Origin of the sequence: uncultured Parvimonas sp. (assembly GCF_963524015.1) — a bacterium.
Classification (GTDB): domain Bacteria; phylum Bacillota; class Clostridia; order Tissierellales; family Peptoniphilaceae; genus Parvimonas.
The window spans coordinates 28,092-52,976 of record NZ_CAURDT010000003.1 but is presented as its reverse complement, the minus strand read 5'-3'; the positions used below and the strand labels follow the sequence as shown (position 1 = coordinate 52,976).

General features: G+C 29.5%; 27 protein-coding genes. All 27 read left to right on the top strand.

From position 1 onward, the window contains the following. Positions 1-20: 20 nt before the first annotated feature. Positions 21-1,742 carry a DUF2207 family protein gene (locus tag RWJ08_RS04765; RefSeq protein ID WP_313961254.1) on the top strand — a complete coding sequence of 574 codons (1,722 nt, stop codon included), beginning with the start codon at positions 21-23 and terminating at the stop codon, positions 1,740-1,742. A 47-nt stretch (positions 1,743-1,789) separates the two neighbouring features. Next, positions 1,790-2,338, top strand: a complete 549-nt coding sequence (locus RWJ08_RS04760) for a LemA family protein (RefSeq protein ID WP_009354418.1) — start codon at positions 1,790-1,792, stop codon at positions 2,336-2,338. A 142-nt stretch (positions 2,339-2,480) separates the two neighbouring features. Further along, on the top strand, positions 2,481-2,954 hold the full coding sequence (locus RWJ08_RS04755) for a YehR family lipoprotein (RefSeq protein ID WP_009354514.1): 474 nt from the start codon (positions 2,481-2,483) through the stop codon (positions 2,952-2,954). A gap of 149 nt (positions 2,955-3,103) precedes the next feature. Beyond that, positions 3,104-3,577, top strand: coding sequence for a YehR family lipoprotein (locus RWJ08_RS04750; RefSeq protein WP_009355063.1), 474 nt, complete (start codon positions 3,104-3,106; stop codon positions 3,575-3,577). A 253-nt stretch (positions 3,578-3,830) separates the two neighbouring features. Beyond that, positions 3,831-4,304, top strand: coding sequence for a DUF1307 domain-containing protein (locus RWJ08_RS04745; RefSeq protein ID WP_313961253.1), 474 nt, complete (start codon positions 3,831-3,833; stop codon positions 4,302-4,304). Positions 4,305-4,549: 245 nt separating this feature from the next. Continuing rightward, positions 4,550-5,512 (top strand): metal ABC transporter solute-binding protein, Zn/Mn family, encoded by a 963-nt coding sequence (locus tag RWJ08_RS04740; RefSeq protein ID WP_029949937.1) that lies wholly within the window; start codon positions 4,550-4,552, stop codon positions 5,510-5,512. A 68-nt stretch (positions 5,513-5,580) separates the two neighbouring features. After that, on the top strand, positions 5,581-6,291 hold the full coding sequence (locus tag RWJ08_RS04735) for an ABC transporter ATP-binding protein (protein ID WP_313961252.1): 711 nt from the start codon (positions 5,581-5,583) through the stop codon (positions 6,289-6,291). Between the two features lie 3 nt (positions 6,292-6,294). Then, positions 6,295-7,179 (top strand): metal ABC transporter permease, encoded by an 885-nt coding sequence (locus RWJ08_RS04730; RefSeq protein WP_009354917.1) that lies wholly within the window; start codon positions 6,295-6,297, stop codon positions 7,177-7,179. Continuing rightward, positions 7,176-8,285, top strand: coding sequence for a metal ABC transporter permease (locus tag RWJ08_RS04725; protein ID WP_313961251.1), 1,110 nt, complete (start codon positions 7,176-7,178; stop codon positions 8,283-8,285). Before RWJ08_RS04730 ends, RWJ08_RS04725 begins: the two co-directional genes overlap by 4 nt. 335 nt (positions 8,286-8,620) lie before the next feature. Then, a complete protein-coding gene (locus RWJ08_RS04720) occupies positions 8,621-9,679 on the top strand; it encodes an ABC transporter substrate-binding protein (RefSeq protein WP_009354352.1) in 1,059 nt (352 codons plus the stop codon). A gap of 73 nt (positions 9,680-9,752) precedes the next feature. Beyond that, positions 9,753-11,453, top strand: coding sequence for an iron ABC transporter permease (locus RWJ08_RS04715; RefSeq protein WP_313961250.1), 1,701 nt, complete (start codon positions 9,753-9,755; stop codon positions 11,451-11,453). Between the two features lie 8 nt (positions 11,454-11,461). Then, entirely contained in the window at positions 11,462-12,532 is a 1,071-nt protein-coding gene (locus tag RWJ08_RS04710) for an ABC transporter ATP-binding protein (RefSeq protein ID WP_313961249.1), read from the top strand. A 112-nt stretch (positions 12,533-12,644) separates the two neighbouring features. Further along, positions 12,645-13,229 (top strand): DUF3841 domain-containing protein, encoded by a 585-nt coding sequence (locus tag RWJ08_RS04705; RefSeq protein WP_313961248.1) that lies wholly within the window; start codon positions 12,645-12,647, stop codon positions 13,227-13,229. Between the two features lie 27 nt (positions 13,230-13,256). Beyond that, positions 13,257-13,856 (top strand): hypothetical protein, encoded by a 600-nt coding sequence (locus RWJ08_RS04700; RefSeq protein ID WP_313961247.1) that lies wholly within the window; start codon positions 13,257-13,259, stop codon positions 13,854-13,856. A gap of 157 nt (positions 13,857-14,013) precedes the next feature. Continuing rightward, positions 14,014-14,532, top strand: a complete 519-nt coding sequence (locus tag RWJ08_RS04695) for a biotin transporter BioY (protein ID WP_313961246.1) — start codon at positions 14,014-14,016, stop codon at positions 14,530-14,532. Between the two features lie 223 nt (positions 14,533-14,755). Beyond that, entirely contained in the window at positions 14,756-14,983 is a 228-nt protein-coding gene (gene acpP, locus RWJ08_RS04690) for an acyl carrier protein (RefSeq protein WP_004832775.1), read from the top strand. Positions 14,984-15,025: 42 nt separating this feature from the next. Next, a complete protein-coding gene (accB, locus tag RWJ08_RS04685; protein WP_313961245.1) occupies positions 15,026-15,463 on the top strand; it encodes an acetyl-CoA carboxylase biotin carboxyl carrier protein in 438 nt (145 codons plus the stop codon). A 1-nt stretch (position 15,464) separates the two neighbouring features. Beyond that, complete coding sequence (accC, locus tag RWJ08_RS04680; RefSeq protein ID WP_313961244.1) at positions 15,465-16,832, top strand: acetyl-CoA carboxylase biotin carboxylase subunit; 1,368 nt, start codon at positions 15,465-15,467, stop codon at positions 16,830-16,832. Next, positions 16,816-17,682, top strand: coding sequence for an acetyl-CoA carboxylase, carboxyltransferase subunit beta (gene accD / locus RWJ08_RS04675; protein WP_278554239.1), 867 nt, complete (start codon positions 16,816-16,818; stop codon positions 17,680-17,682). Before accC ends, accD begins: the two co-directional genes overlap by 17 nt. Then, a complete protein-coding gene (locus RWJ08_RS04670) occupies positions 17,682-18,599 on the top strand; it encodes an acetyl-CoA carboxylase carboxyltransferase subunit alpha (protein WP_313961243.1) in 918 nt (305 codons plus the stop codon). Before accD ends, RWJ08_RS04670 begins: the two co-directional genes overlap by 1 nt. Beyond that, complete coding sequence (locus RWJ08_RS04665) at positions 18,599-19,546, top strand: beta-ketoacyl-ACP synthase III (protein WP_248111172.1); 948 nt, start codon at positions 18,599-18,601, stop codon at positions 19,544-19,546. The genes RWJ08_RS04670 and RWJ08_RS04665 overlap by 1 nt, the downstream gene beginning before the upstream one ends. Before the next feature lie 9 nt (positions 19,547-19,555). Beyond that, positions 19,556-20,500, top strand: a complete 945-nt coding sequence (locus tag RWJ08_RS04660; RefSeq protein WP_313961242.1) for a DUF561 domain-containing protein — start codon at positions 19,556-19,558, stop codon at positions 20,498-20,500. After that, positions 20,493-21,572 carry a nitronate monooxygenase family protein gene (locus RWJ08_RS04655; protein WP_313961241.1) on the top strand — a complete coding sequence of 360 codons (1,080 nt, stop codon included), beginning with the start codon at positions 20,493-20,495 and terminating at the stop codon, positions 21,570-21,572. Before RWJ08_RS04660 ends, RWJ08_RS04655 begins: the two co-directional genes overlap by 8 nt. 4 nt (positions 21,573-21,576) lie before the next feature. Continuing rightward, the gene (locus tag RWJ08_RS04650; protein WP_313961240.1) at positions 21,577-22,473 is read left to right on the top strand and encodes an ACP S-malonyltransferase; all 897 of its coding nucleotides are present in this window, start codon (positions 21,577-21,579) and stop codon (positions 22,471-22,473) included. Continuing rightward, positions 22,466-23,200, top strand: a complete 735-nt coding sequence (gene fabG, locus RWJ08_RS04645; protein WP_313961239.1) for a 3-oxoacyl-[acyl-carrier-protein] reductase — start codon at positions 22,466-22,468, stop codon at positions 23,198-23,200. Before RWJ08_RS04650 ends, fabG begins: the two co-directional genes overlap by 8 nt. Before the next feature lie 7 nt (positions 23,201-23,207). Further along, entirely contained in the window at positions 23,208-24,440 is a 1,233-nt protein-coding gene (gene fabF / locus RWJ08_RS04640) for a beta-ketoacyl-ACP synthase II (RefSeq protein WP_313961238.1), read from the top strand. Between the two features lies 1 nt (position 24,441). Beyond that, the gene (gene fabZ / locus RWJ08_RS04635; protein WP_293439301.1) at positions 24,442-24,873 is read left to right on the top strand and encodes a 3-hydroxyacyl-ACP dehydratase FabZ; all 432 of its coding nucleotides are present in this window, start codon (positions 24,442-24,444) and stop codon (positions 24,871-24,873) included. The last annotated feature ends 12 nt before the right edge of the window (positions 24,874-24,885 follow it).

The following is a 24,885-nucleotide window of genomic DNA, read 5'->3' as shown; positions in this document are numbered from 1 at the left end:
TAAGGAAATATAGGAGGCTTATGAAAAATTTTAGAAGTATTATCAGGAGACTTTTTATATTCTCATTTATAATAGTTGGCTTTTTTATAATATCTTCCAATAATTCTTTTGCAGACACTTTTTATAAGAATGAAATTAAAGTTAAAATTAATAAAGACGGAAGTGCTGATATTGAAAGTATTATGGATTTTATGCCAACCAAAGGAACGGAATACTATATTCCTATAGAAAATTTAGGGAAAAGTGAAATATTAAATTTTACAGTTTCTGAAATTCAAGGAGGAAAAGAAGTTCCTTATGAGAGTTTACAGACTTGGAATGTAAAACAAACAAGAGAACAAAAGGCAAAAAAGTCTGGAGTTGTAAAAACGACAAAAGGGTATGAGCTTTGTTTTGGTTTTGGAGAATATAAGAGAAAGACTTTTGTATTAAGATATAGGGTTACGAATTTTGTAAAACTTTTAACTGACTCGGATATGGTTTTTTGGAAGTTTGTAAATGACGGATTAAGTGCATCACCAAAAGAAGTAAAAGTTACTATTTCAAAGGCAGAAGGAAAATTTGACAATACTAATGCTAAGATTTGGGCATTTGGTAATAAAGGAAAAATAGAATTTTTAGATGGAAATATAGTTTTTACTAGTTTATCAGCACTTTCTGGCTCTAATTATGTAACTGTTTTAACACAGTTGAATAAGGGAGAATTTACTTCTGGAGAAGTTATAGATAAAGACTTTTCATATTATAAAGATATGGCATTTAAAGGTTCAAGTTATAAGAAAAATACAACTAAAAATACAAAAACATCTAAAGCTACTTACAGAACAATAATTAAAGCCATAATATTTTTATTTATTGCTCTTTTTGGATCTTCTGCTGCAATCTCATCTAGTAAGAAATTTAAAGGTGGATACAAAAAAGGAGATTTTAAAGGAGAGTATTACAGAGATATTCCTGAAAAAGAATGGTGGAAATTATCCCATATTTTGAAATGTGCGGGTTTTGATGGTCCAGAGTCAATAATTAGGGCTTATTTTCTAAAGTGGATTCAAACTAAACTTTTAACACCTATGACTGAAGAAAAAGGATTTATCTTTAAAAAAGAAATTTTATCTTTGAAAATAAATTCTGAATCAAATTACGAATTTGAGACTTCTACAGAAAGAAAATTATTTGATATGGTTAAGGCAGCTGCTAGAGATGATGAAATACTACAGGAAAATGAATTTACTGCATATTTAAGAAAGACAAAAAATCAAAATGCGTTTAAAGCTATACAAGAAAGTCTGAAACAAGAATCTGTTACTTATGCAACACAAAATGACTTGCTTGTTAAAAATAGTAGAAATAAATATGTATATACTTATAGTGACAAAGGTAAAGATTTTACTGCTCGTCTAATTAAGTATTATAATTATTTAAAAGATTTCTCATTATTAAGTGAAAGAGAAGTTTCTGAAATAAAAGTTTGGAAAGATTTATTAATTTATGCAACTCTTTTTGATGTTGCAGAAGAAGTTGAAAAGCAATTAAAGAAATTATCTCCAGAATTTTTGGAAAGTTACGATGTTGATGTTTATTCGTTGCATACTGCTATGATTTATTCTCATGTATTTTCTAGTAACTTTTTAGACGCTTACTCAAAAAGTGTTCAAAGTTCCTCTGGCGGAGGCGGAGGCTTTTCAAGTATCGGAGGTGGCGGAGGCTCCTTCGGTGGTGGTTCTGGTGGCGGAACTAGATAGTTGGGTATATATTCAGTGAAATATATAAATTTAGAAAGGAGAAAAATATGACTGTTTTATATGTAGTACTTGCAGTAGTAGTCCTACTTGTATTGTGGATTATCTCAAGTTATAACAGATTAATAAGACTTAGAGAAATGGTAAAAAATGCTATGGGGCAAATAGCTGCAAATGTTGAATCAAGATGGGATGCTTTAAAATCTTTGATTGATGCAACTAAAAAATATTCACAACATGAAGCTGAAACATTGGAAAAAGTTGTTCAAGCAAGAGGAGGATTAAATAGTAACAGTTCTGTAAAAGATATTGAAGCTGATGATAATATGTTTACTCAAGCTCTATCAAGACTTGCTGTTGTAGTTGAATCATATCCTGAATTAAAAGCTAATACAGTGTATTTAAATACTATGGATAAAATTGACTCTTATGAACAAGATGTAAAGAACTCCAGAATGATTTACAATGACACTGTTACTAGATTTAACAGATCAATGTTAACTTTCCCAATAGTTTTAGTTTCAAGAATGTTAGGATTCCATGAATATCAATATTTCCAAAATACGGAATCAAAAGCAAACCCACCAAGTTGGGATTAGTAGGAAAATATTATTATAGTTTAAAAAGCACTTGTAAGAGTGCTTTTTAGTTGAGTTTTTATAAAATTTTTTTACAATAAGTAATTGAAAAATTGATTGATATGTGATAAAATTACTTATATATTTTTTATGGAGGAATATTATGAAAAGATTAAGAAATGTTATGTTATCTTTAGCAATGCTTTTTGTTATAGTATTATCAACTGCTTGCTCAAGTAAAGAAACTACTGCTACAAAAACTTTTGTAAAGGAACAAAATGGTGTTAAGGTAACTCTTGTCTATACTTATATTGAAAAGGACGACAAAGTTGTTAAACAAACAAGTAAAACTGAGGCTCTATTCTCAGCTTTTCAAGGCAGAGACATAGAACAATTAAAGAAACAAATACAAGATGTTTCTGCTAAATATCAAGGGATTAAAGGTTTAAAAGAAACTTTAGATATTCAAGAAGATAAATTTGTTGAAGAAGTTGAAGTAGATTATACAGACTTTGATTATGAAAAGGCAAAAGGCCTTCCAGGAATGGTGTTCACTGGAAATCCTAGCACGAATAAAGTTAGTATGGAAAAAAGTGCAGAAATGTTAAAATCACAAGGATTTGAAGAACAAAAATAATATTTGTACGATTTGAAAGACGGTATATAATATCGTCTTTTTCATTTTAGATTTAGTGATAATATGATTAGTTTAGAACTTAAACTAGATTGAAAAAAACTTTTTAATATGTTAAAATTAATTATAAAATTTTTACACGGAGGAAAATTATGAAAAAATTTAGAAAGATACTATTATCAGTAGCTATGCTTTTAGTTGTAGTTTTAGCAACAGCTTGCTCAGGTAAAGAAGCTAATGCAACTAAAACTTTTGTTTTGGATAAGAATGGCTTAAAAACAACTATTACTTATACTTATATAGAAAAAGATGATAGAGTTATTAAGCAAACAACTGTAAATGAAGGTATATATGAACAATTGCCATCTACTAAGACAAAAGAAGCAGTTCAAAAGGTATTAGATCCAATTGCTGCAAAATACCAAGGAATCCAAGGAATAAAAGAATCAATTGATTATCAAGATGATAAATTTATTGAAAATTTGGAAATTGATTATGAAAATATTGACTATGAAAAAGCAAAAACTGTTCTTGGAAGTGGATTTGCAGATCCTTCAAAGACTAAAATTAGCATGAAAAAAACTGAAGAAATGCTATTAGGCAAAGGATATAAAGAACAAAAATAGAAAAATTTTAGAACAAAGAGTAGTATAATTGTTATACTACTTTTTTATTGCAAAATTGTAATATAATTTTAAAAGATAATCTTTTACAGTAATTTAGTGGGTTTGTGAAAATTTAGTTTATATTATAGAATTTATGTCTAATTTGCACTAGTATAAATTATGAAAATATACAGTGTTTTATCCTGAGTCTATTTGAAAAAAATATGTGTTTATGATAAAATAAACTGAATTATTTTTTATATGGAGGTAAATTATGAGAAAATTAAAAAATATTCTTTTATCATTATTAATGATATCTGTTGTAGTATTATCTACTGCTTGTTCAAGTAAAGGTAGTAATCCTACAAAAACTTTCGAATTAGAAAAAGATGGTATGAAAACAACTATTACTTATACTTATATTGAAAGTGAAGACAAGGTTATTAAACAAAATACTGTAGTTGAAGGCGAATATGCAAAATTAAAGCCAGCTAGAACTAAAGAAGAATTTCAAAAAATAGTTGGACCTATCGCAGAAAAATATCAAGGCATCCAAGGTATAAAAGAATCTATTGATTATCAAGATGAAAAATTTGTAGAAAATATCGAAATAGATTATGAAAATCTTGATTATGAAAAGTCAAAAACTGTTTTAGGAAATAATTTCCAAGACCCAGCAAAAGTTAAGATTAGTATGAAAAAGACTGAAGAAGGCTTGACTAAACAAGGATATACAGAAAAGAAATAATAAAATTTTAGAATGAAAAGTAGTATAATTTTTATACTACTTTTTTGTTTTAAAAGAAAATGTATCACTTAAATTATATAGCACATTATTATTGTCATATTAGAAATCCATTTAATTATAGTCAAAAATAAAAATAAAAAAATTTTTATGAAATAGATAATCATTATTGATATTTTTAAAAAAATGTGGTAATATATATGAGTAAGAGAAATTAAATTCTTTACAGATTTTTTAGGAGGGAAAAAATGAGAAAAAAAATTATATTATTACTTGCATTGGTACTTTCCGTTGGGGTTTTGGGAGCTTGTACCAAAAAAGATGATAGTAAAAACAAAGAGGGAGAAAAGAAAACTGAGCAAAAGACTTCAAAGAAAAAAGTTGTTGCTACAAGTACAATGCTTACAGATTTGGTAAAGCAAATCGGTGGAGATAACTTTGAAGTTGAAGGAATGATGAAAGCGGGAGTTGACCCTCATCTATATAAGCCTACAGCAGGCGATGTGGAAAAACTTGAAAAAGCAGATGTTGTAGTTGTAAACGGATTACATTTGGAAGGACAAATGGGAGAAATCTTACAAGGTTTAGAAAAACAAAATAAGAACGTTGTAACTGCAGCAAAAAATATTCCATCAGATAGATTACTTCCTTGGGATGAAGAAGGAGCAGGTCCTAATGATCCACATATTTGGTTTAGTGTTAAGAACTGGAAAATAGCTGCGAAAAATGTAGCAGAAGGTTTGAAGAAAGCTGATAGTTCAAAAGCTGAAGAAATCGATAAAAATCTTGCTAAATATGAAAAAGAACTTGATGAACTTTCTGATTATATAAAGAAAAAAGTTTCTGAATTACCTGAAAATCAAAGAGTTTTAGTTACTGCTCATGATGCTTTTAACTATTTTGCAAAGGAATTCGGATTTAAGGTAGAGGCTATTCAAGGAATCAGTACAGAATCAGAAGCAAGTGCAGCTGATATAAAGAAACTTTCAGATTTCTTGGTTAAAACAAAAATAAAAGCAGTTTTTGTTGAATCTTCAGTTCCTAAGAAAACTATTGAATCTTTAGTTGAATCTTGTAAAGCTAAAGGACATAATGTTAAAATAGGTGGAGAGTTGTATTCTGACTCATTAGGAGATGATAATACAAAAGAAAATACTTATATCTCAATGTTTAAATATAATATTGATACTATAGTTGATGCTTTAAAATAATACTTGAAAAAAATCTCCTAAATATATATACTTATGTTATGGAGATTTTTTGTTTTTTGGAGGAAAAAATGGACGAAATAGCTGTAAAAGTTGAAGATTTAACTATTGCCTATTATCTTAAACCTGTAGTTTGGGATGTGGATTTGGATATTAAAAGAGGTAAACTTACCGCAATTTTGGGACCAAACGGTGCAGGTAAATCGACTTTGTTAAAGGCAATGTTAAATTTAATCCCCATTTCATCCGGAAAAATTTCATTTTTCGGCAAGCCTTATAAGGAATTTAGAAAAGATATTTCTTATGTGCCACAAAGTGAGTCTGTCGATTGGGATTTTCCGACAGATGTTTTGGATGTTGTTATGATGGGAACTTATGGGAAGCTCGGTTGGATAAAAAGAGCAGGTAAAAAAGAAAGAGAATTGTCTTTAGAGGCTTTAAAGAAACTTGGAATGGAAGAGTTTGTCGATAGGCAAATAAGCGATCTTTCCGGCGGCCAACAACAGAGAGTTTTCTTGGCGAGAGCATTAGTTCAAGATAGTGAAATTTATTTTTTAGATGAACCGCTAAAAGGGGTTGATGCTAAAACGGAAAAAGAAATTATGAAAATTTTGAAAGAACTTAGAGATAGCGGAAAGACAATCATAGTTGTTCATCATGATTTGAGAACTGTTGAGGAATATTTTGATGAGGTTGTACTTTTAAATAAATTGGTTATCGCTTCAGGTTCTGTTAGAGAAGTTTTTACTGAAGAAAATATAAATAAGGCATATAGGGTGTAGATTATGAACGGAATTTTAGATTTACTTACTGACTATACTTTTTTGATGATAGCTTTAGGTTCAGGACTTTTGGGACTTTTAAGTGGAATTATGGGAGTATATGTTACAGTGAGAAAACAAGGACTTATCTGTGATGCAATCAGCCATTCAACTCTTCCCGGTGTTTGTATTGCTTTTATGGTACTTGGAATTAAAAATTTGGAATTTTTACTTCTTGGAGCTTTTATCGCAGGAGTTATAGCGGCACTTTTTATTTTCGGAATTGATTTAAAATCAAAAGTAAAATTTGACAGTGCATTGGCAATTGTTTTGTCAACATTTTTTGGGCTTGGCGTTGTTTTACTTGCACTTATTCAAAGAGAAGCAAATACTAATCAAGCGGGTCTTGATAAATTTATATTTGGGCAAGCTGCCGCTTTTTTGAAAAAAGATATATATTTTTTAATCGGAATAATTATTTTGGTGTTGTTTGTAATTTTACTATTTTGGAAAGAATTAAAACTTTTTTCCTTTGATCCGGAGTTTGCACAAACAAAGGGATTTTCTATAAATTTAATGACCGGAATATTAATAGTTTTACTTGTAATTTCAATAGTTATGGGAATTCAATCAGTTGGAGTAATTCTTATGAGTACAATGTTAATTGCACCACCTGTTGCTGCAAGACAATGGACGGATAAGTTCAATGTTATGATGATTTTATCAGGAATTTTTGGAGCTTTCTCAGGAATTACCGGTTCATTTATAAGTATGTACTATAAAGGACTTTCAACAGGACCGGTTATAGCGATAGTTGCAAGTTTAATTGTATTTTTTAGTATATTATTTTCGCCTAAAAAAGGAATTTTATTCAGTAAAAAGAGAACTATGCAAGGAGGGACTAAATGAGACAATTAGAAATTTTAATAGCTGTAAGTTTAGTTTCAGCTGCTTGTTCACTATTGGGACCATTTTTAATTCTTAGAAAAATGTCTATGATGATAGATTCTATAACTCATACAATTTTACTTGGAATCGTAATTGCTTTTTTCATTACAAAAGATTTGACAAGTCCTTTGCTGATTGTCGGTGCCGGACTGGTTGGAATACTTACTGTATTTTTGACGGAGCTTATAAATCAAAAGACAACTTTGCATGAAGATGCGTCAATAGGGCTTGTATTTCCATTTTTGTTCAGTATTGCTATAATATTGATTTCAAAATTTTTAAGAGGAGTGCATCTCTGTATTGACTCCGTTTTAGTTGGAGAAGTTGCATTTTCAATAATTCCGAGAATCGAGTTTTTCGGTTATGAAATGTCAAAGGTTATTTTTGTAATGGCAGTAATATTTTTAATTGATTTGATTTTTATTTGGGTGTTTTTTAAAGAATTAAAAATTTCTACATTCGACAAAAATTTAAGTTTGATTTCCGGATTTGCACCGGCTGTTATTTATTACGCTTTGATGAGTTTAGTTTCTATAACAACTGTAGGAGCATTTAATGCGGTAGGTTCAATACTTGTAATTTCATATATGGTTGTTCCGTCTGCAACGGCATATCTATTAACACATGATTTGAAGAAAATGATATTTCTAAGTGTTTTCACGGGAGTTTTAAGTAGTGTAATAGGATTTTATATGGCATATATTTATGACCTTTCTATTGCAGGAACAATAGCCATAGTTAACGGATTGATATTTTTATTAGTATTTATATTTGAACCGAGAAACGGAATTATCAAAAAAATATTAAATGAAAACAGAAAAAGAGCTGAATTTGCAGAGGTTACAATGATGCTTCATATAATAAATCACGAAAAAACTGAAAGGGCTAATATTGAATGTAATGTTGTTAAAATAAATGAACATTTATGTTATGCAAAAAATAAATTTGAAAGAGTTTTAAAGAATTTATTGAATAAAAAATTTGCATATATAGAAAATGATATTATTAAAGTTACTGACATTGGTAGAGAGAAAACTTTGAATAAATTTAATGAGTGGATGAAGTAGAATATAGGTAAATTAATTTTTTGATTATTATTTATCTTTATTTAAATTTGCAAAGTGATTATTTCAAAAATTTAATATTTTTTTAAAAGAGAGACAAATTTTCATAAAATATCTCTCTTTTTTGTGTAAATTTACTTTTTGTATAATTTAGATAAGAACTAATAAATAGGGATAATATTTTTTATAGGGACAGAATAGTCCCTTATTTTTTTTAGAAAAATTTTAAATTATTTAGAAAATCACCAAAAAAATTGTAGATTTTTTTTAGAATTTTGAATATAATTAGTTCTGGAGTGTGTACTCGAAAAAGATATTATTTCTATTTAGGAGGATTTATGAAAAAGAAATTTTTGGCACTTATGTTGTCAGCATTAATGATTGGTGCAACTGCTTGTGGTGGAGGCTCTGATAAGAAAGATGATACAAGTAAAGATATGAAGGCGAATGAAGAAGTTTCTGGAAAAGTTAGAATTTATACTTCAATGTATGAAGATATAATTGCTAATATGAAACCTGCACTTAAAAAGAAATTTCCTAACTGTGAAATTGAATTTTTCCAAGGTGGAACAGGAACTTTACAAACTAAAATTGCTGGGGAAATCGAAGCAGGAAAACTTGCTTGTGATATTATAATGGTTGCAGAACCTTCCTATGCTTATGAATTAAAAGAAAAAAATGTATTACATAAATTTGATATCGAAAACAAAGATAAATTAGCTTTCGAATATGATAAAGAAGGATATTGGTATCCAGTTAGAATTTCTAATATGGTTTTAGCTTATAATCCTGAAAAAACAAAGAAAGAAGATTTAGCTCAAACTTTTAAAGAATTTGCTGAAAAAGAAAGTCTTACAGGAAAAATTTCAATGTCAGATCCTTTAAAATCAGGTACAGCTCTTGCAGCAATCAGTGGATTAAAAGATAAATATAATGATGAATATTTCGCTAATTTAGCTAAGAGAAAAGTTGCTATTGAAGCAGGTAGTGTTGCTTTAACAAAACTTGAAACTGGCGAAATGGATGAACTTATGATTCTTGAAGAATCTGTTTTAAAGAAAAGACAAGATGACAATTCTTCATTAGAAGTTATTTATCCTAAAGATGGAACAATTGTAGTTCCTTCACCAATTATGGTTGTAGATGAAAAATTAACAGAAAACAAGAATACTAAAGCAGCAGAAGCTATTTCAAAATGGTTCTTATCAGAAGAAGGTCAAAAATATATAGTTAAGGGATGGATGCATTCTGTACTAAAAGACTTCCCTGAAGTTCCTTTTGATGCAATTAAAACTTCTGAAATTACAGCAAATAGTATAAATGTTAAATGGGAACAATTAGTTAAAGATAGAGATTCTCTAAGAAAGATGTTTACAGATACAATTGGTAAGAAATAAATTTACAGAATAATTTGAAATTATTGTTTCAAAATAAAAAAATATAACGGAGGGAGGAAACTCCCTCTTGTTAATGAAAGGTTATTTTATGCAAAAGACAGAAAGAAAATTTAGATTAGATATAAAGTGGATAATAATGCTTTCTATTGTTGCACTTTTACTTATTTTTGAAGTTTTCCCACTTTTATATCTCTTTGTTAAATCCGTATTTCCTAATGGAAGTTTTACTTTTGAGGCATTTAAAAGAGTTTATAGTTATGATGCCAATTTTATAGCTATTAGAAATACTATTGTTACTGCGGTTGCAACAACATTCTTTGGAATGTTAATCGCTTTTCCACTTGCTTTTTTAGTTGGAAGAACTAATTTATATGGCAAAAAAATATTTAGAACTATGTTTGTTATTACATATATGGTTCCTCCTTATGTAGGAGCAATGGCTTGGCTTAGACTTTTAAATCCAAGAGTTGGAACTTTAAATATGTTTCTTCAAAAGATTTTTGGATTAAGTGAACCAATCTTTAATATTTATAGTGTATGGGGAATGATTTGGGTACTTACTTGTTTTTATTATCCTTATGCTTTTATCACAATTTCTCGTGCAATGGAAAAAATGGATCCTTCTTTAGAAGAAGCTGCTAGAATTTCAGGAGCAAGTCCTTTAAAGACTTTATTTACTGTTACAATTCCGATGATGACACCAAGTTTAATCGCTGCAGGACTTTTAGTTTTTGTAACAGCCGCTTCTTGTTATGGTATTCCGTCAATAATCGGAGCTCCAGGACAAATTCATACAGTTACAACTAGAATAATAGAGTTTGTTCATATAGGAAATGAAGAAGGGATAATTGATGCTACGACTTTAGCAGTATTTTTGATGATAATTGCAAATTTAGTTTTGTATTTTTCAACATTTGTACTAGGAAAGAAACAATTTATAACTATGAGTGGGAAATCAACAAGACCTACAATAGTTGATTTAGGAAAATGGAGATTGCCTCTTACAATATTGGTTTCAATTTTTTCTTTTGTAGTAGTAATAGTTCCATTTATAACAGTTGCTCTTACTTCTATAACTATAAATATGGGTAAGCCTTTATCTGCAAGAAATATCTCATTCAGATTTTGGCAACAAATGCTAACAAGAGATAGTATATTGAGTTCTACAATAAACAGTTTAATTGCAGCTTGTGCAGCAGCATTTTTAGGAATAATAATCTCTTGTATGATGGCTTATTTGCTTGAAAGAACAAAAGTAAAGGGAAGAAAAATTCCAGACTTTTTGATAACTGTAGGTTCAGGAACTCCTAGTATTGCAATAGCACTGGCTCTAATAATGACAATGAGTGGAAAATTTGGAATAAATATTTATAATACAATTTATATTATGATAATCGCATATATGATTAAGTATATGTTGATGGGAATGAGGACTGTAGTTTCAGGAATGAGTCAGGTTCATCCTTCTTTAGAAGAGGCATCACAAATTTCAGGAGCAGGTTGGCTTAGGATGATTAAAGATGTTACAGCACCGCTTATAATGCCTTCAATTGTTGCAGGTATATTCTTAATATTTATGCCTTGTTTCTATGAACTTACTATGAGTACAATTTTGTATTCATCTCATACTAAGACGATTGGTTTTGAACTTTACAATTATCAAACATATCATAGTCAACAAATAGCAAGTGTGCTTGCTACTGCAATTTTGATTTTTGTATTGGTAGTTAACTGGATTTTAAATAAACTTACAAAAGGTAAGTTTTCAATTTAGGAGGAAAAATGTCAACAATTACTATAAAAGAATTAAGTAAATCTTTTGGTGATGTAGAAGTTTTAAAACCTTTTACAGATACTTTTAAAGATGGTGAATTTATAACTCTATTAGGACCTTCTGGTTGTGGAAAAACTACAATGTTAAGACTTATAGCTGGATTTGAAAAACCTACAAGTGGAGAAATTTTAATAGGAGATAAAGTTGTTTCAGGCGGAAAAACATTCCTTCCACCTGAAAAGAGAGGAATTGGAATGGTATTTCAATCATATGCAGTTTGGCCTCATATGAATGTTTTTGACAATGTTGCCTATCCTTTAAAAATAGCAGGAGTTAAAAAAGAAGAAATTAAAGAGAGAGTTGAAAAAGTTTTGGAAATAGTTCACTTATCTCAATATAAAGACAGAGCTCCATCAGAACTTTCAGGTGGACAACAACAAAGGGTTGCACTTGGACGTGCTTTGATTGCTAAACCTAAATTGCTTTTGCTTGATGAGCCTCTTTCAAACTTGGATGCAAAACTAAGAGAAGAAATGCGTTTTGAAATAAAAGAGATACAAAAAAGACTTGAAATTACAGTTGTTTATGTAACACATGATCAAATAGAAGCTATGACAATGAGTGATAGAATTATTTTAATTAATAAAGGAGTTGTTCAACAGATAGGAACTCCAGAAGAAATTTACAGAAATCCTGTAAATCCTTTTGTTGCAAACTTTGTTGGTCGTGTTAATTTCATCAAGGGAGTTGCAAAAGACGGCTTTGTTGAACTTGCAAATACCGGAAAGAAATTACCTTATGACGGAGATAAGACTGGAAATGTTATAGTTGCTATAAGACCGGAAGCTCTTAGAATTGATGAAAGAGATGGAACAATTGATGCTAAGCTTGTAAGTCAATTCTATCTTGGAGATGTAAATGACTGTAAAGTAGATTTAGGAAATGACAATGTAGTCAGAGTTATAGACCATGTTGAAACTTACGGAGTTTATGAAGAAAATGCAAATATCAAATTGAGAATTAAAAATTTTATGGTATTTGATGATGACGGAAAAGATTATACAAAGATAATAACTTAAGAACAGAAGCTATTGAATTTTTTCAATAGCTTTTTTGTGTATTATTTTCAATTTGATTTTTGCGGTTTAATGTAATATAATAAATTATAGAGATAAGAAGGGATGTGAATATATGGAAACTGTAAGATTATATACTAGACAAGATATTAGATCTTTAAAAGAAATTGAAGAGAAAGGTTACTTTACGAATAAAATTTCTTATGTTAAAGAAAATTTTGGAGTGATTTCTGACTATATTTTAAATTGTTATAATTATTTTGTAAAAGAGGCAAGTAAAAGAGTTCCAAAACCAGAAGAAGTTGAAATGCCGGTTTGGTGTGGAGTAAGTAATAAAAATTGTATGCCTCCAATTGAAAATTCAGTTCTATATGTTTTGGATGTTCCTAAAGAAGAAGTAATCTACTTTGATGGAGTTAAATGGGATTATGTACTTAATCATCATTATATTCCATTAGATGAAGAAGATGATAAAAAGTATAAAAAAAGATTAAAAGATAAAGGTATAGATAATGGTTTTGAGTTTTTTGAAGGAAAGTACAAGAATTTTTATCCCGAAGAAAGACAAATAGTTATAGACAGTTGGACTAGAATATTCGATATTGATGAATGGGATATTTACAGAGTTCAAGCAAATATTTGGAAAATAAAAAAAGAATGGATTTTTGCTATGGTAAAAAAAGGAGATATTATTCCTTAAATTTAAAAGAATTTCAAGGAGTATGTTATGAATAATAAATTTAAAATTTTAGTTCTATCTTTCATTTTGCTGACTTCTTGTAGTAAAGAAAAGAATAAATCAACTGAGAATAATATTAGAAAAAATCAATATGGAAATCATATTATTGTAGAAGCTAAGATTGATTCTTATAGAAATTTGAATGATGTTGAAAAGGAATCGGAAATAATTGTTTTAGGTAAAAAAGTAAAGCAAAATCCTTCAATAATACAAAAAGATAAGGGAAATGTTAATGGTTTTTACACAATCTCAAAATTTAAAATTAAAGAGGTCATAAAGGGAGATTTTAAAGCAGGAGATATTATAGATATTTTCGAAAGTGCTGGAATAGATGAAGAAACTGGAAAGATATACCATATCCTAAATTATGAATTAATGGAGACGAATACAGAATATTTGTTATTTTTAAGACGTTCGGAAACTGATTCATGGTATATGATATCAGGATTAAAATATGGAAAAATTTCGCTTTCAGAGAAAAAGGGAGAGTTGAGATTAGAACTAGAAAAAGCAAATGAGTATTTAGAAGAATTTGAAACTGAAGATAGGATAAGGAATGAGGCAATAAAAAAATATATAAAAAAATAGTGATTTTATAAGTATAAGCATTAATTCAAAGGTAGTTTGTCAAGAAAATTGGTTAACTACCTTTTGTTTTTTAGAATTAAATATAAATTATAATCTTGACAAAAATATTTTTTTATGGTCTAATTCTTATGTAAAAATTATAATGAAAGGAGATAAAATGAAAATAAGTACAAAAGAGCTTAATTTAGTAGCCTTGTTCAGTGCATTAATTGCAGTTGGAGCATTTATAAAAATTCCATTTTTGCTTGTTCCAATTACATTACAAACTCTATTTGTTGTTTTATCAGCATTAGTACTAGAACGAAGATTGGCTGTTTTAAGTGTAATTGTATATATAATGATTGGACTCGTAGGATTTCCTATATTTGCGAATGGTGGTGGAATAAATTATATTTTTAGTCCAACTTTTGGATATTTGTTAGCATTTATATTTGCAACTTATTTTATTTCTAGCTTTAAGGAAAAAAATATTTATATAAGTACTGCAATTGGAATGTTAATCATTTATTTTTTGGGAATGATTTACTTTATATTTATACAATATATTCTTAATGGAAAAGTATATTTATTTAGTTATTTATTTTATAATTTATTTTTAGTTTTTTTACCGGGAGATATACTTTCTTGTGTGGTTGCAATCATTGGATATAGAAAAATACTTAGATTAAAGAAATAGAACTTTTTAACGATTTTTAAAAACAATACTCTTAGTGATTTTTTATCATATTTTAAGGGTGTTGTTTTTTATTGCTCAATTATGTGTTTTTATAAATTATTTTTCATAAAAATTTATTTTTTATAAAAATGCTTGACATTATAAAATAAATAATATATAATTTGACTGTCAAAACTTTGACTGTCAAATATTTGATAATCAAAATAAAAAAGGAGATAAAATTATGTTAGAAAAAGTTAGAGAAATTTTAGTAGAATCATTAAATATCGAAGGAAGCGAGGTAGTTCCCACTGCAAGATTAAATGAAGATTTAGGAATTGATTCTTTATCATCTATTGAACTTGCGTTGGAAATAGAATCAGAATTCGATATAAAAATTGAAGATGAAGAATTAATGAAATTACAAACTGTACAAGATGTAATAGACATTATTAACTCAAAGACGAAGTAGTAAGCTATCAAAATTAGCTTACTAAATTTTTAGGAGAAATTTATGGATATTGACAAGATAAATAGTATTGTTGAATTGTTTAAAAATTCAGGTTTAGATGAAATGACTTTAGAACTTAAAGATTTTAAAATCAATTTGAAAAATAATAAAGTTGAATATGTTACTAAAGATGTAGTAAATGTTGTAGAGAAAAATAATCCTGTAAAACCTGTAAAAGAAGAAAAACAAGTTGATAATACTAATAGTGAATGGATTAAAGCTCCTTTTGTTGGAACTTTTTATGCTGCACCAAGTGATAATGAGGCACCTTATGTAAAAGTTGGACAAAAGATAAATGAAGGTGATATCATTTGTATTTTGGAAGCTATGAAAGTTATGAATGAAATAAAGTCCAATAAGAGTGGAACTGTACTTGAAATTAAAGCACAAAATGGAAATATGGTTGAATTTAATGAGGAGCTCATCTTGATAGGAGATTAAAATGATTAGAAAGTTACTAGTTGCTAATCGTGGTGAGATAGCAGTAAGAATAATTAGAACTTGCAAAGAAATGGGGATAACCTCTGTTGCAGTTCATTCAGTTGGAGATAAGGAAGCATTACATGTTAATTTGGCGGATGAAGCAATATGTATAGGTCCTGATAATCCTTTACAATCATATCTTAATATGAATAATATTATTCAAGCTGCTTGTAGTAGCGGATGTGATGCAGTTCATCCAGGATTTGGATTTTTAAGTGAGAATCCTAAATTTGCAAAATTAGTTGAAGAATGTGGTTTAATTTTTGTAGGTCCTAATCATGAATTGATAAGTATGTTAGGGGATAAAAATGAAGCCAGATTACAAATGGAAAATATTGGAGTTCCAGTTATTCCTGGAACTAAAAATGTTATTGAAAATGCTGAGGAAGGGCTTTTAGAAGCAGAAAAAATTGGCTATCCAGTTATCATCAAAGCCTCTAGTGGTGGTGGAGGTAAAGGAATGAGAATAGTTTGGGATAGTTCTAATTTTATTGAAAATTTTAATACCGCAAAATCTGAGGCAAAAGTTAGTTTCAATGATGATAGAGTTTATATTGAAAAATATATTGAATTGCCTAAACATATTGAAGTGCAAGTTTTAGGGGATATGTTTGGTAATGTAATTCATCTATATGAACGTGATTGTTCAATGCAAAGGAAAAATCAAAAAATTTTGGAAGAGGCACCTTGTCATGTTCTCGATAAAAAAATTCGAGAAAAGTTGATTGCAGATGCTGTTAAAATTTGTAAGCATTTGAAATATTATTCAGCTGGAACTATTGAGTTTTTAGTTGATAAGTCATGCAATTATTATTTTATGGAAATGAATACCAGAATTCAAGTAGAGCATCCTATTACAGAGATGATTACAGGGGTTGACATAGTAAGACAGCAAATTCGTATTGCGTCAGGATTAAAGCTAAATATAAAGCAAAAGGATATAAAAATCAAAGGATATTCTATTGAGTGTAGGATAACAGCAGAGGATACTAAGAATAATTTTGCACCTTCTCCAGGTAAGATTAAGTTTTTGAATCTACCTTGCGGGAATGGAGTTCGTATTGAAACTGCTGTATATAATGACTACACAATTCCACCTTTTTATGATTCTATGATTATGAAGGTGATAACTTATGCTCCTACCAGATTAGCTTGTATTAAGAAGATGAGAGCTGCTCTTGAAGAATTATTTGTTGATGGAATAAGTACGAATATAGAGTTTCAATATTTGTTATTACATAGTCCAAAATTTATTAATGGCAGATATGATACTGGATATGTTGCAAAATATATAAAGGAGTTAAGTGAAAATGCAGAGTATATTTAATACTAGAAAAAATAAAATAAGTAAACTTAAAATTTATAGAAAAAATAATACTACATTTTTACCAAAGGAAATTCCGGATAATCTTTTTAAAGCTTGTCCAAATTGTAATGAGAATATTACTAATGAAGAGTGGGAGTCCAATTTGTATGTCTGTAGCAAATGTGGACATCATTTGAGAATAGGTGCACCGGAGAGAATTAGAGAGCTTTGTGATATTAACTCCTTTGATGAATTTGATGCAGAAGTTACTACCTTTAATGAAGAAAATTTTTATCAATATGACGAAAAACTTGAAAAAGCTAAAGCAAATAGCGGAATAAATGAGGCTGTAGTTTGTGGGATTGGAGAAATTTCAGGAAAAAAAGTCGTTATTTGTGCTATGGATAGTAATTTTATGATGGGTAGTATGGGAAAAGTTGTAGGAGAAAAGATTACACGTTCCATTGAATATGCAACATTAAAAAAATTACCTTTAATCATTGTTACTGCAAGTGGTGGTGCCAGAATGCAAGAAGGAATTATTTCTTTAATGCAAATGGCTAAAACCAGCTCAGCTTTAAAAAAACATAATGATAAAGGTTTATTATATATAACTATTTTAACGGATCCAACTACAGGAGGTGTAAGTGCTAGTTTTGCAATGCTAGGAGATATTATTATTGCAGAACCCAATGCTCTTATAGGTTTTGCTGGAAAGAGAGTTATTGAAAAAACTATAAATGAAAGTTTGCCAGAAGAATTTCAAAGAAGTGAATTTTTGTTGGAAAAAGGCTTTATAGATTTTATAGTAACTAGAAATAAATTAAAAGAAACTATACATAAACTTTTAATTTTACATGGAGTGAAGTAATGGAATATAAAGATTATGAAGTAATTATAAAGGATCTTTTAAAGAAAAAAAGTAGTGCAACAGATGAAAAAGAAAAAGAAATTTTAAAAAATAAAATAAGAAAATTTTGTTATGAAGCAAATCAGAATTTAACTTCATGGGATAGAGTTTGTATTGCAAGAAATAAGTCTCATCCTAAAGCAGAAGATTATATAAAAAGATTATTTTCAAATTTCATTGAATTACATGGAGATCGCTATTATGGAGATGATAAGGCTATAATTTCGGGAATTGGGATGTTTCACGACATTCCTGTTACTATAATAGCACAAGCAAAGGGAAAGACTACAGAAGAAAATATTGAAAGAAATTTTGGAATGAGTAATCCAGAAGGTTATCGTAAAGCAATTAGACTTGCAAAACAGGCGGAAAAATTTAACAGACCAATTATAACTTTTGTTGATACTGCTGGAGCTTACCCAGGAAAAGATGCAGAAGAAAGAGGACAGGCAGAGGCGATTGCTAAATGTTTATTTGAATTTTCGACAATTGAAACACCTATAATATGTGTTGTAATCGGAGAAGGTGGAAGCGGTGGAGCTCTTGCTCTTAGTGTGGGCGATAGTATTATTATGCTTGAAAATTCAATTTATTCTATTTTATCGCCAGAAGGCTTCTCATCAATTTTATGGAAAGATGAAACAAAATGTAAAGAAGCTAGTGAAATGATGAAACTTACAGCTTCAGATTTAAGAAATAAAAATATTGTTGACGAAATTATTAGAGAACCTTTTGGTGGAGCGCAAAATAATTTTCCTGAAGTGATAAAACTTTTGGATGATTGTATTTATAGAAAGCTTAAAGAATTGAGAAAAGTTAGTAAAAGTACTTTGCTTTCTAATAGATATAAAAAATATAGAAATATTGGAGTTTATTAATGAAAATTTTAGGTTATGGGAAAGCTGTTCCTAGAAAAATTGTTACAAATGATGACCTTTCAAAATTTGTTGAAACTAGTGATGAGTGGATTTTTCAAAGAACAGGAATAAGAGAACGTAGAATTTCCGATGAAAATACAAGTGAATTAGCATACAGATCCGCTTTTGAGGCGATAAAAAATTCAAATATCGATAAAAATGAAATCGACTTAATTGTTTGTGCAACAATGACTCCTGATAATTTTACTCCATCGGTAGCATGTATGGTACAAGAAAAGTTAGGACTTAGAGATAATGTTACTGCATTTGATGTAAATGCTGCATGTACAGGTTTTGTATTTGCCTTAAAAATTGTAGCTTCCATGCTTAATACATATCATAAAAGAGCATTAGTAATAGGCTGTGAAACACTTAGTAAAATAATAAATTTTGAAGATAGGAATACTTGTGTTTTGTTTGGAGATGGAGCTGGAGCGATTGTTGTAGAAAAAGACGAAAAGAACGAAGAATTTTATACTTGTAGTTTTGGAAATGACAAAGATCTCGTTGCAGAAAATGTAGAAATGAATTTTGAAATGAAAAATAAAGTTCTTAAATCAGGATTTTTAAAGATGAATGGTAAAGAAATTTTTAAATTTGCAATAAATGTTGTAGAAAAATCGATAAATAAAATTTTAGATATGAATAATTTAAAAATTGAAGATATTAAATTGATTATTCCACATCAAGCAAATCAGAGAATAATAAATAATGTTGCAAAGAAACTTAATGTAGATAATGATAAGTTTTTTGTTAATTTAGAAAAATATGGAAATACAAGTGCTGCAAGTGTCCCAATGGCACTTTGTGAAGCCTTTGAGTCAAAAAAAATTACAAAAGGAGATAAAGTAATTTTAGTTGGCTTTGGTGGAGGATTGACTTGGGGTTCTACAATTATTGAAATATAGGAGAATATAATGATAAATGAAATATTAGGAATAAAATATCCGATTTTTCAAGGTGCGATGGCAAATATTTCAACTGCAGAGTTTGCAGCAGATGTTAGTAATTCAGGTGCTCTTGGGATTATCGGAACGGGTGCAATGGATGCCAAAATGGTAAGGGAATCTATAAAAAAATGTAAAGAACTTACGGTCAAACCTTTTGGGGTTAATGTAATGCTTATGAATCCTTATTGTGATGAAATAATTGAGGTTATTTTAGAAGAAAAAGTTGCAGTTGTTACAACAGGAGCTGGGAATCCTGGTGTTTATGTTGAAAAATTAAAAGCACAAGGAATAAAAGTTATTCCAGTTGTCCCAAGTGTTGCTCTTGCAAGGAGAATGGAAAGTGTCGGTGTTGATGCAGTTATAGTAGAGGGAACTGAATCTGGAGGGCATGTTGGAGAACTTTCAACTATGGCTCTTGTTCCACAGGTAGTAGATGCGATAAATATTCCAGTAATTGCCGCAGGAGGAATTGCAGATGGTAGAGGTTTTAATGCTGCTATAAGTTTGGGAGCGATTGGTGTTCAAGTTGGAACTTGCTTATTAGTTGCTAAAGAATGTCCAATACATCAAAATTACAAAAATGCTGTAATTAAAGCAAAAGATATAGACACAGTTGTTACTGGTCGTACTATAAATACACCGGTTAGAATTTTAAAAAATGATATGAGTAGAAAATTTTTACAATTAGAAAAAGAAATTTCATCAAGGGAAGAATTAGAAAAACTGACTTTAGGTTCTTTAAAAAGAGCCGTGGTTGAAGGCGATGTTAAAAATGGTTCAGTTATGCTTGGTCAAATTTCAGGTATGATAAAAGAAGAAAAAACATTGAAAGAAATTTTTGAAAATATTATGCAAGAAAGTAAAGTAGAATTTGAAAGATTAAAAAATTTAATAGGGGGAGATAATGCTTAATTCTATTAAATTAAAAGATAAAATTTTAGAAGTACCGATTATTCAAGGAGGTATGGGAGTTGGAATTTCCTTATCAAATTTAGTTGGTAATGTTATGAAAGAAAATTGTATGGGAGTTTTAAGTTTTGCCCATCCAGGCTATAATCGTAGTACTTTTATAACAAAAACTTCTGAAGATAATTTTATTGCAATGAAAGAAGAGGTTGATAAGGCTAGAAAGATTTCTGAAGGAAAAGGACTACTTGGAGTTAATATAATGGTTGCTACTTCTCAATATGCACTTTATGTTAAAGAAGCCGTAAGACTCGGAGTTGACGCTATAATTTCAGGGGCAGGTCTTCCTCTTAATTTGCCTGAATTGACTAAAGGAAGTGATGTTCTTATTGCGCCTATAGTTTCAAGTGCAAAGGCTTTAAATCTTATCATTAGAAGATGGGATCAACATCATAATAAAATTCCTGATTTTGTTGTTATTGAGGGAAGTGAAGCCGGAGGACATCTCGGATTTAAAAAAGATGATGTTTTAAATGATAGTTGTGAGAGCATAGATGAAATTTTGGAACAATGTTTGAAATTAGTTGTTGATTATGAAGAAAAATATAGTCAAAAAATTCCTATTTTTGTAGCTGGTGGAATTTTTACAGGAAAAGATATAGCAAAATATGTTAAACAAGGGGCAAGTGGAGTTCAAATCGGAACTAGATTTATTGCAACAGAAGAATGCGATGCTAACGAAAAATACAAAGAGATGTTTGTAAAAGCTAAAAGAGAAGATATCATTATAGTTAAAAGTCCAGCAGGGTTTCCCGGAAGAGCTATAAGAAATAAATTTACAGAAAGATTGGATAAAGAGGGAAGAATTCCAGTAAGATACTGTGTTGATTGTATTTTACCATGTAATCCTAAAAATACAGTTTATTGTATAACAGATGCTCTAATTAGAGCGGTCAAAGGTGATGTGGAAAACGGATTAATATTTTCAGGAACTAATGCTTATAGAATAGATAAGATAACAACTGTTAAAGAATTAATTTCGGAATTGGTTTCTGAAGCGAATAATGAATTGAGGTGATTATATGAAGATAGCATTTTTATTTGCTGGTCAAGGGGCTCAATATGTAGGAATGGGACAAGAATTGTCAAATAGTTCGGCATTTAAAGGAGTATTTGAATATCTACCTTCAAATCTACAAAAGATTTGTTTTGAAGGTCCTGCAGAAGACTTAAATAATACTTTAAATGCCCAACCTTGTATAGTAGCAGTTTCTTTAGGAATAGCAAAAGTTTTAAAAAGTAAAGGTGTTGACTGTGAATATGCAGCGGGCTTAAGTTTAGGAGAATATACAGCTTTAGCCTATAGTGAAGCAATTTCCGTTAAAGATGTTTTAGAGCTTGTAAAGAAACGTAGTGAGATTATGTCTAATGCTGTGCCTAAAAATACAGGAATGGCTGCAATATTTAATTGTGAGGCAGAAATAATTGAAAATGTAATAAAAGATATAGAAAATTTAGAAATTGCAAATTACAATAGTCCTAAACAAATAGTAATTACTGGCAGTATGAATAGTATTGACGAAGCCATTTTGAAATTAAAGGATTTGGGATATAAGTCAAAAAAATTAAATGTAAGTGGTGCTTTTCATTCAAGTTATCTAAAAAATGCAAGTGAAGAATTATTTTCCATATTAAAAGATGTTGAATTTAAAGAACCTAATAAAAAAATAGTTTTTAATACAGTTGGAAAGATAAGCGATGAGGATGTTAAAATCCTTTTGAAAAATCAAATAAAATCTAGTGTAAAATTCATGCAAAGCATTGAATTTATGATTGAAAATGGAGTAGATACTTTTATTGAAATAGGCCCTGGAAAAGTTTTAAGCGGATTGGTAAAACAAATTAATTCAGAAGTAAATATTTATCCAGTAGAAAGTCTTGAATCCATTGGAAAGGTGGTTGATTTATTAAATGAATAAAGTTGCATTGATTACAGGGGGAAGTGGAGGAATAGGCAGAGCTATTTCAATTAAACTTGCCCAAGAGGGATATGATGTAGTTATAAACTACAATTCCGACTATGAAAAAGCAGTAGAAGTAAAAAAGATTTGTGAAGAATATAATGTTAAAGTTATGTTATATAAATGTAATATTTCAAAATTTGAAGAAGTTGAAATTATGTTTAAAGAAGTTGTAAAAGAAATGGGAAGAGTTGATGTTTTAGTCAATAATTCAGGAATTACAAGAGATACATTGATTTTAAGAATGAGTGAAGAAGATTTTGACAAAGTAATAGATGTAAATTTAAAGGGCTGTTTTAATTGTATAAAAAATGTTTCAAGAATTATGATGAAACAAAAATCTGGTGTTATTGTAAATATTTCAAGTGTAGTTGGACTTTCCGGAAATATCGGACAGGTTAATTATGCTGCAAGTAAAGCAGGAATTTTAGGAATTACAAAATCTGTTGCAAGAGAATTGGTTTCTTTAAATGTAAGATGTAATGCAATAGCTCCAGGTTTTATAGAAACAGAAATGACAGATAAACTTTCCGAAAATGTAAAAGAAGGAATATTAAAATCAATTCCTATGAATAAGATGGGAAGCCCTGATGACGTTGCAAATTTAGTTAAATTTTTAGTTAGTGATGAATCAAAATATATAACTGGTCAAGTAATCAATGTTGACGGTGGAATGATAATGTAGGTGTGATATGAAAAGAAGAGTTGTTATAAGTGGATTGGGAGTTGTTTCTCCAATTGGAAATGATAAGGAAGAACTTTGGAATTCCATAGAAAATGGAAAGTGTGGAATTGATGAGATTACTTTTTTTGATACGAGCGAACACAAGGTAAAACTTGCAGCAGAAGTTAAAGATTTAGATTTTGAAAAGTATTATAATAAACGTGATTTAAAATTTAATGATCGTTTTGTAAAATTTGCAAGAATTGCTACTAAACAGGCTTATGAAGATTCAAATCTTCAAGATTTTGATAGAGACAGAATGGGAGTAATTTTAGCAAGTGGAATAGGTGGAATAGAAACTATTTCAAATTGTGAAAATGTATTGAAAGAAAAAGGGCCAAGTAGAGTATCACCATATTTTATTCCTATGGCGTTGATTAATATTGCAGCAGGAACAGTTGCGATAGATTTAGATGCGAGAGGATATTGTAGTAGTGTTGTTACGGCTTGTGCAGCTGCTACAAATGCAATAGGTGAGGGATTTTTGAAAATTAGAGATGGATATTTAGATATTGTTGTCGCCGGAGGAAGTGAAGCTTCAATTACTCCGCTTGCTGTAGCTGGATTTGCCAGTATGAGAGCTTTAAGTGAAAGTACAGATAAAAATAGAGCGAGTATTCCTTTTGATAAAGAAAGAAATGGGTTTGTAATGGGAGAAGGAAGTGCGGTATTAATTCTTGAAGAATTGGAACATGCCTTAAAACGTAATGCAAAAATTTATGCTGAAGTTGTGGGATATGGAAATTCTTGTGATGCTAATCATATTACAGCCCCCTTAAGTGATGGTAGTGGAGCGGGAAAAGCGATGCTAAATGCGATTAATGATGCAGGGTTAGAGCCAAAAGATATTGAATATATCAATGCTCATGGAACGAGTACTCCTCTAAATGATAAGTCAGAAACTTTAGCAATAAAATACGCTTTTGGAGAAAAATATAAAGATGTGCTTGTTAGTTCGACAAAATCTGCAACAGGACATTTGCTTGGCGCAAGTGGAGCCGTTGAAGCATTAATTACAACTTTAGCATTAAAAAATTCTTACATTCCAGCAACATTGAATACAAATGAAATTGATGAAGAATGTGATTTGAATATCGTAAAAAATAAAGGATTAGAAAAAAATATAAAATATGCAATGAGTAACTCTTTAGGTTTTGGTGGGCATAATGCCAGTTTAATCTTGAAAAAATGGGAGGACTAGTATGGTTTATAATTCAAATGAAATTCAAGAAATAATACCACATAGATATCCATTTTTGTTAGTTGATAGAATTGATTATATAAGTGAAGATAAAACTGAAATAATTGGGACAAAATGTGTAAGTGCAAATGAAATGCAATTTATGGGACATTTCCCGAATAAACATGTTATGCCGGGTGTTTTAATTGTCGAAGCTTTGGCTCAAACGGGCTGTGTTCTATTACTTAGCAAAGAAGAAAATAAAAATAAAATTGGATATTTTGCAGGAATTAATAAAATGAGATTTAAACAAATGGTTCTACCGGGAGATGTACTGACTTTAAAGGTAAAACTTATGAATAATAAAGCGAATATTTATATTGCAGAAGTTTGTGCAACAGTTGAAAACAAGATTGTTTGTAGTGGAGAAATAATCTGTTCGGTTGGAAATTAAAAAACTGATATA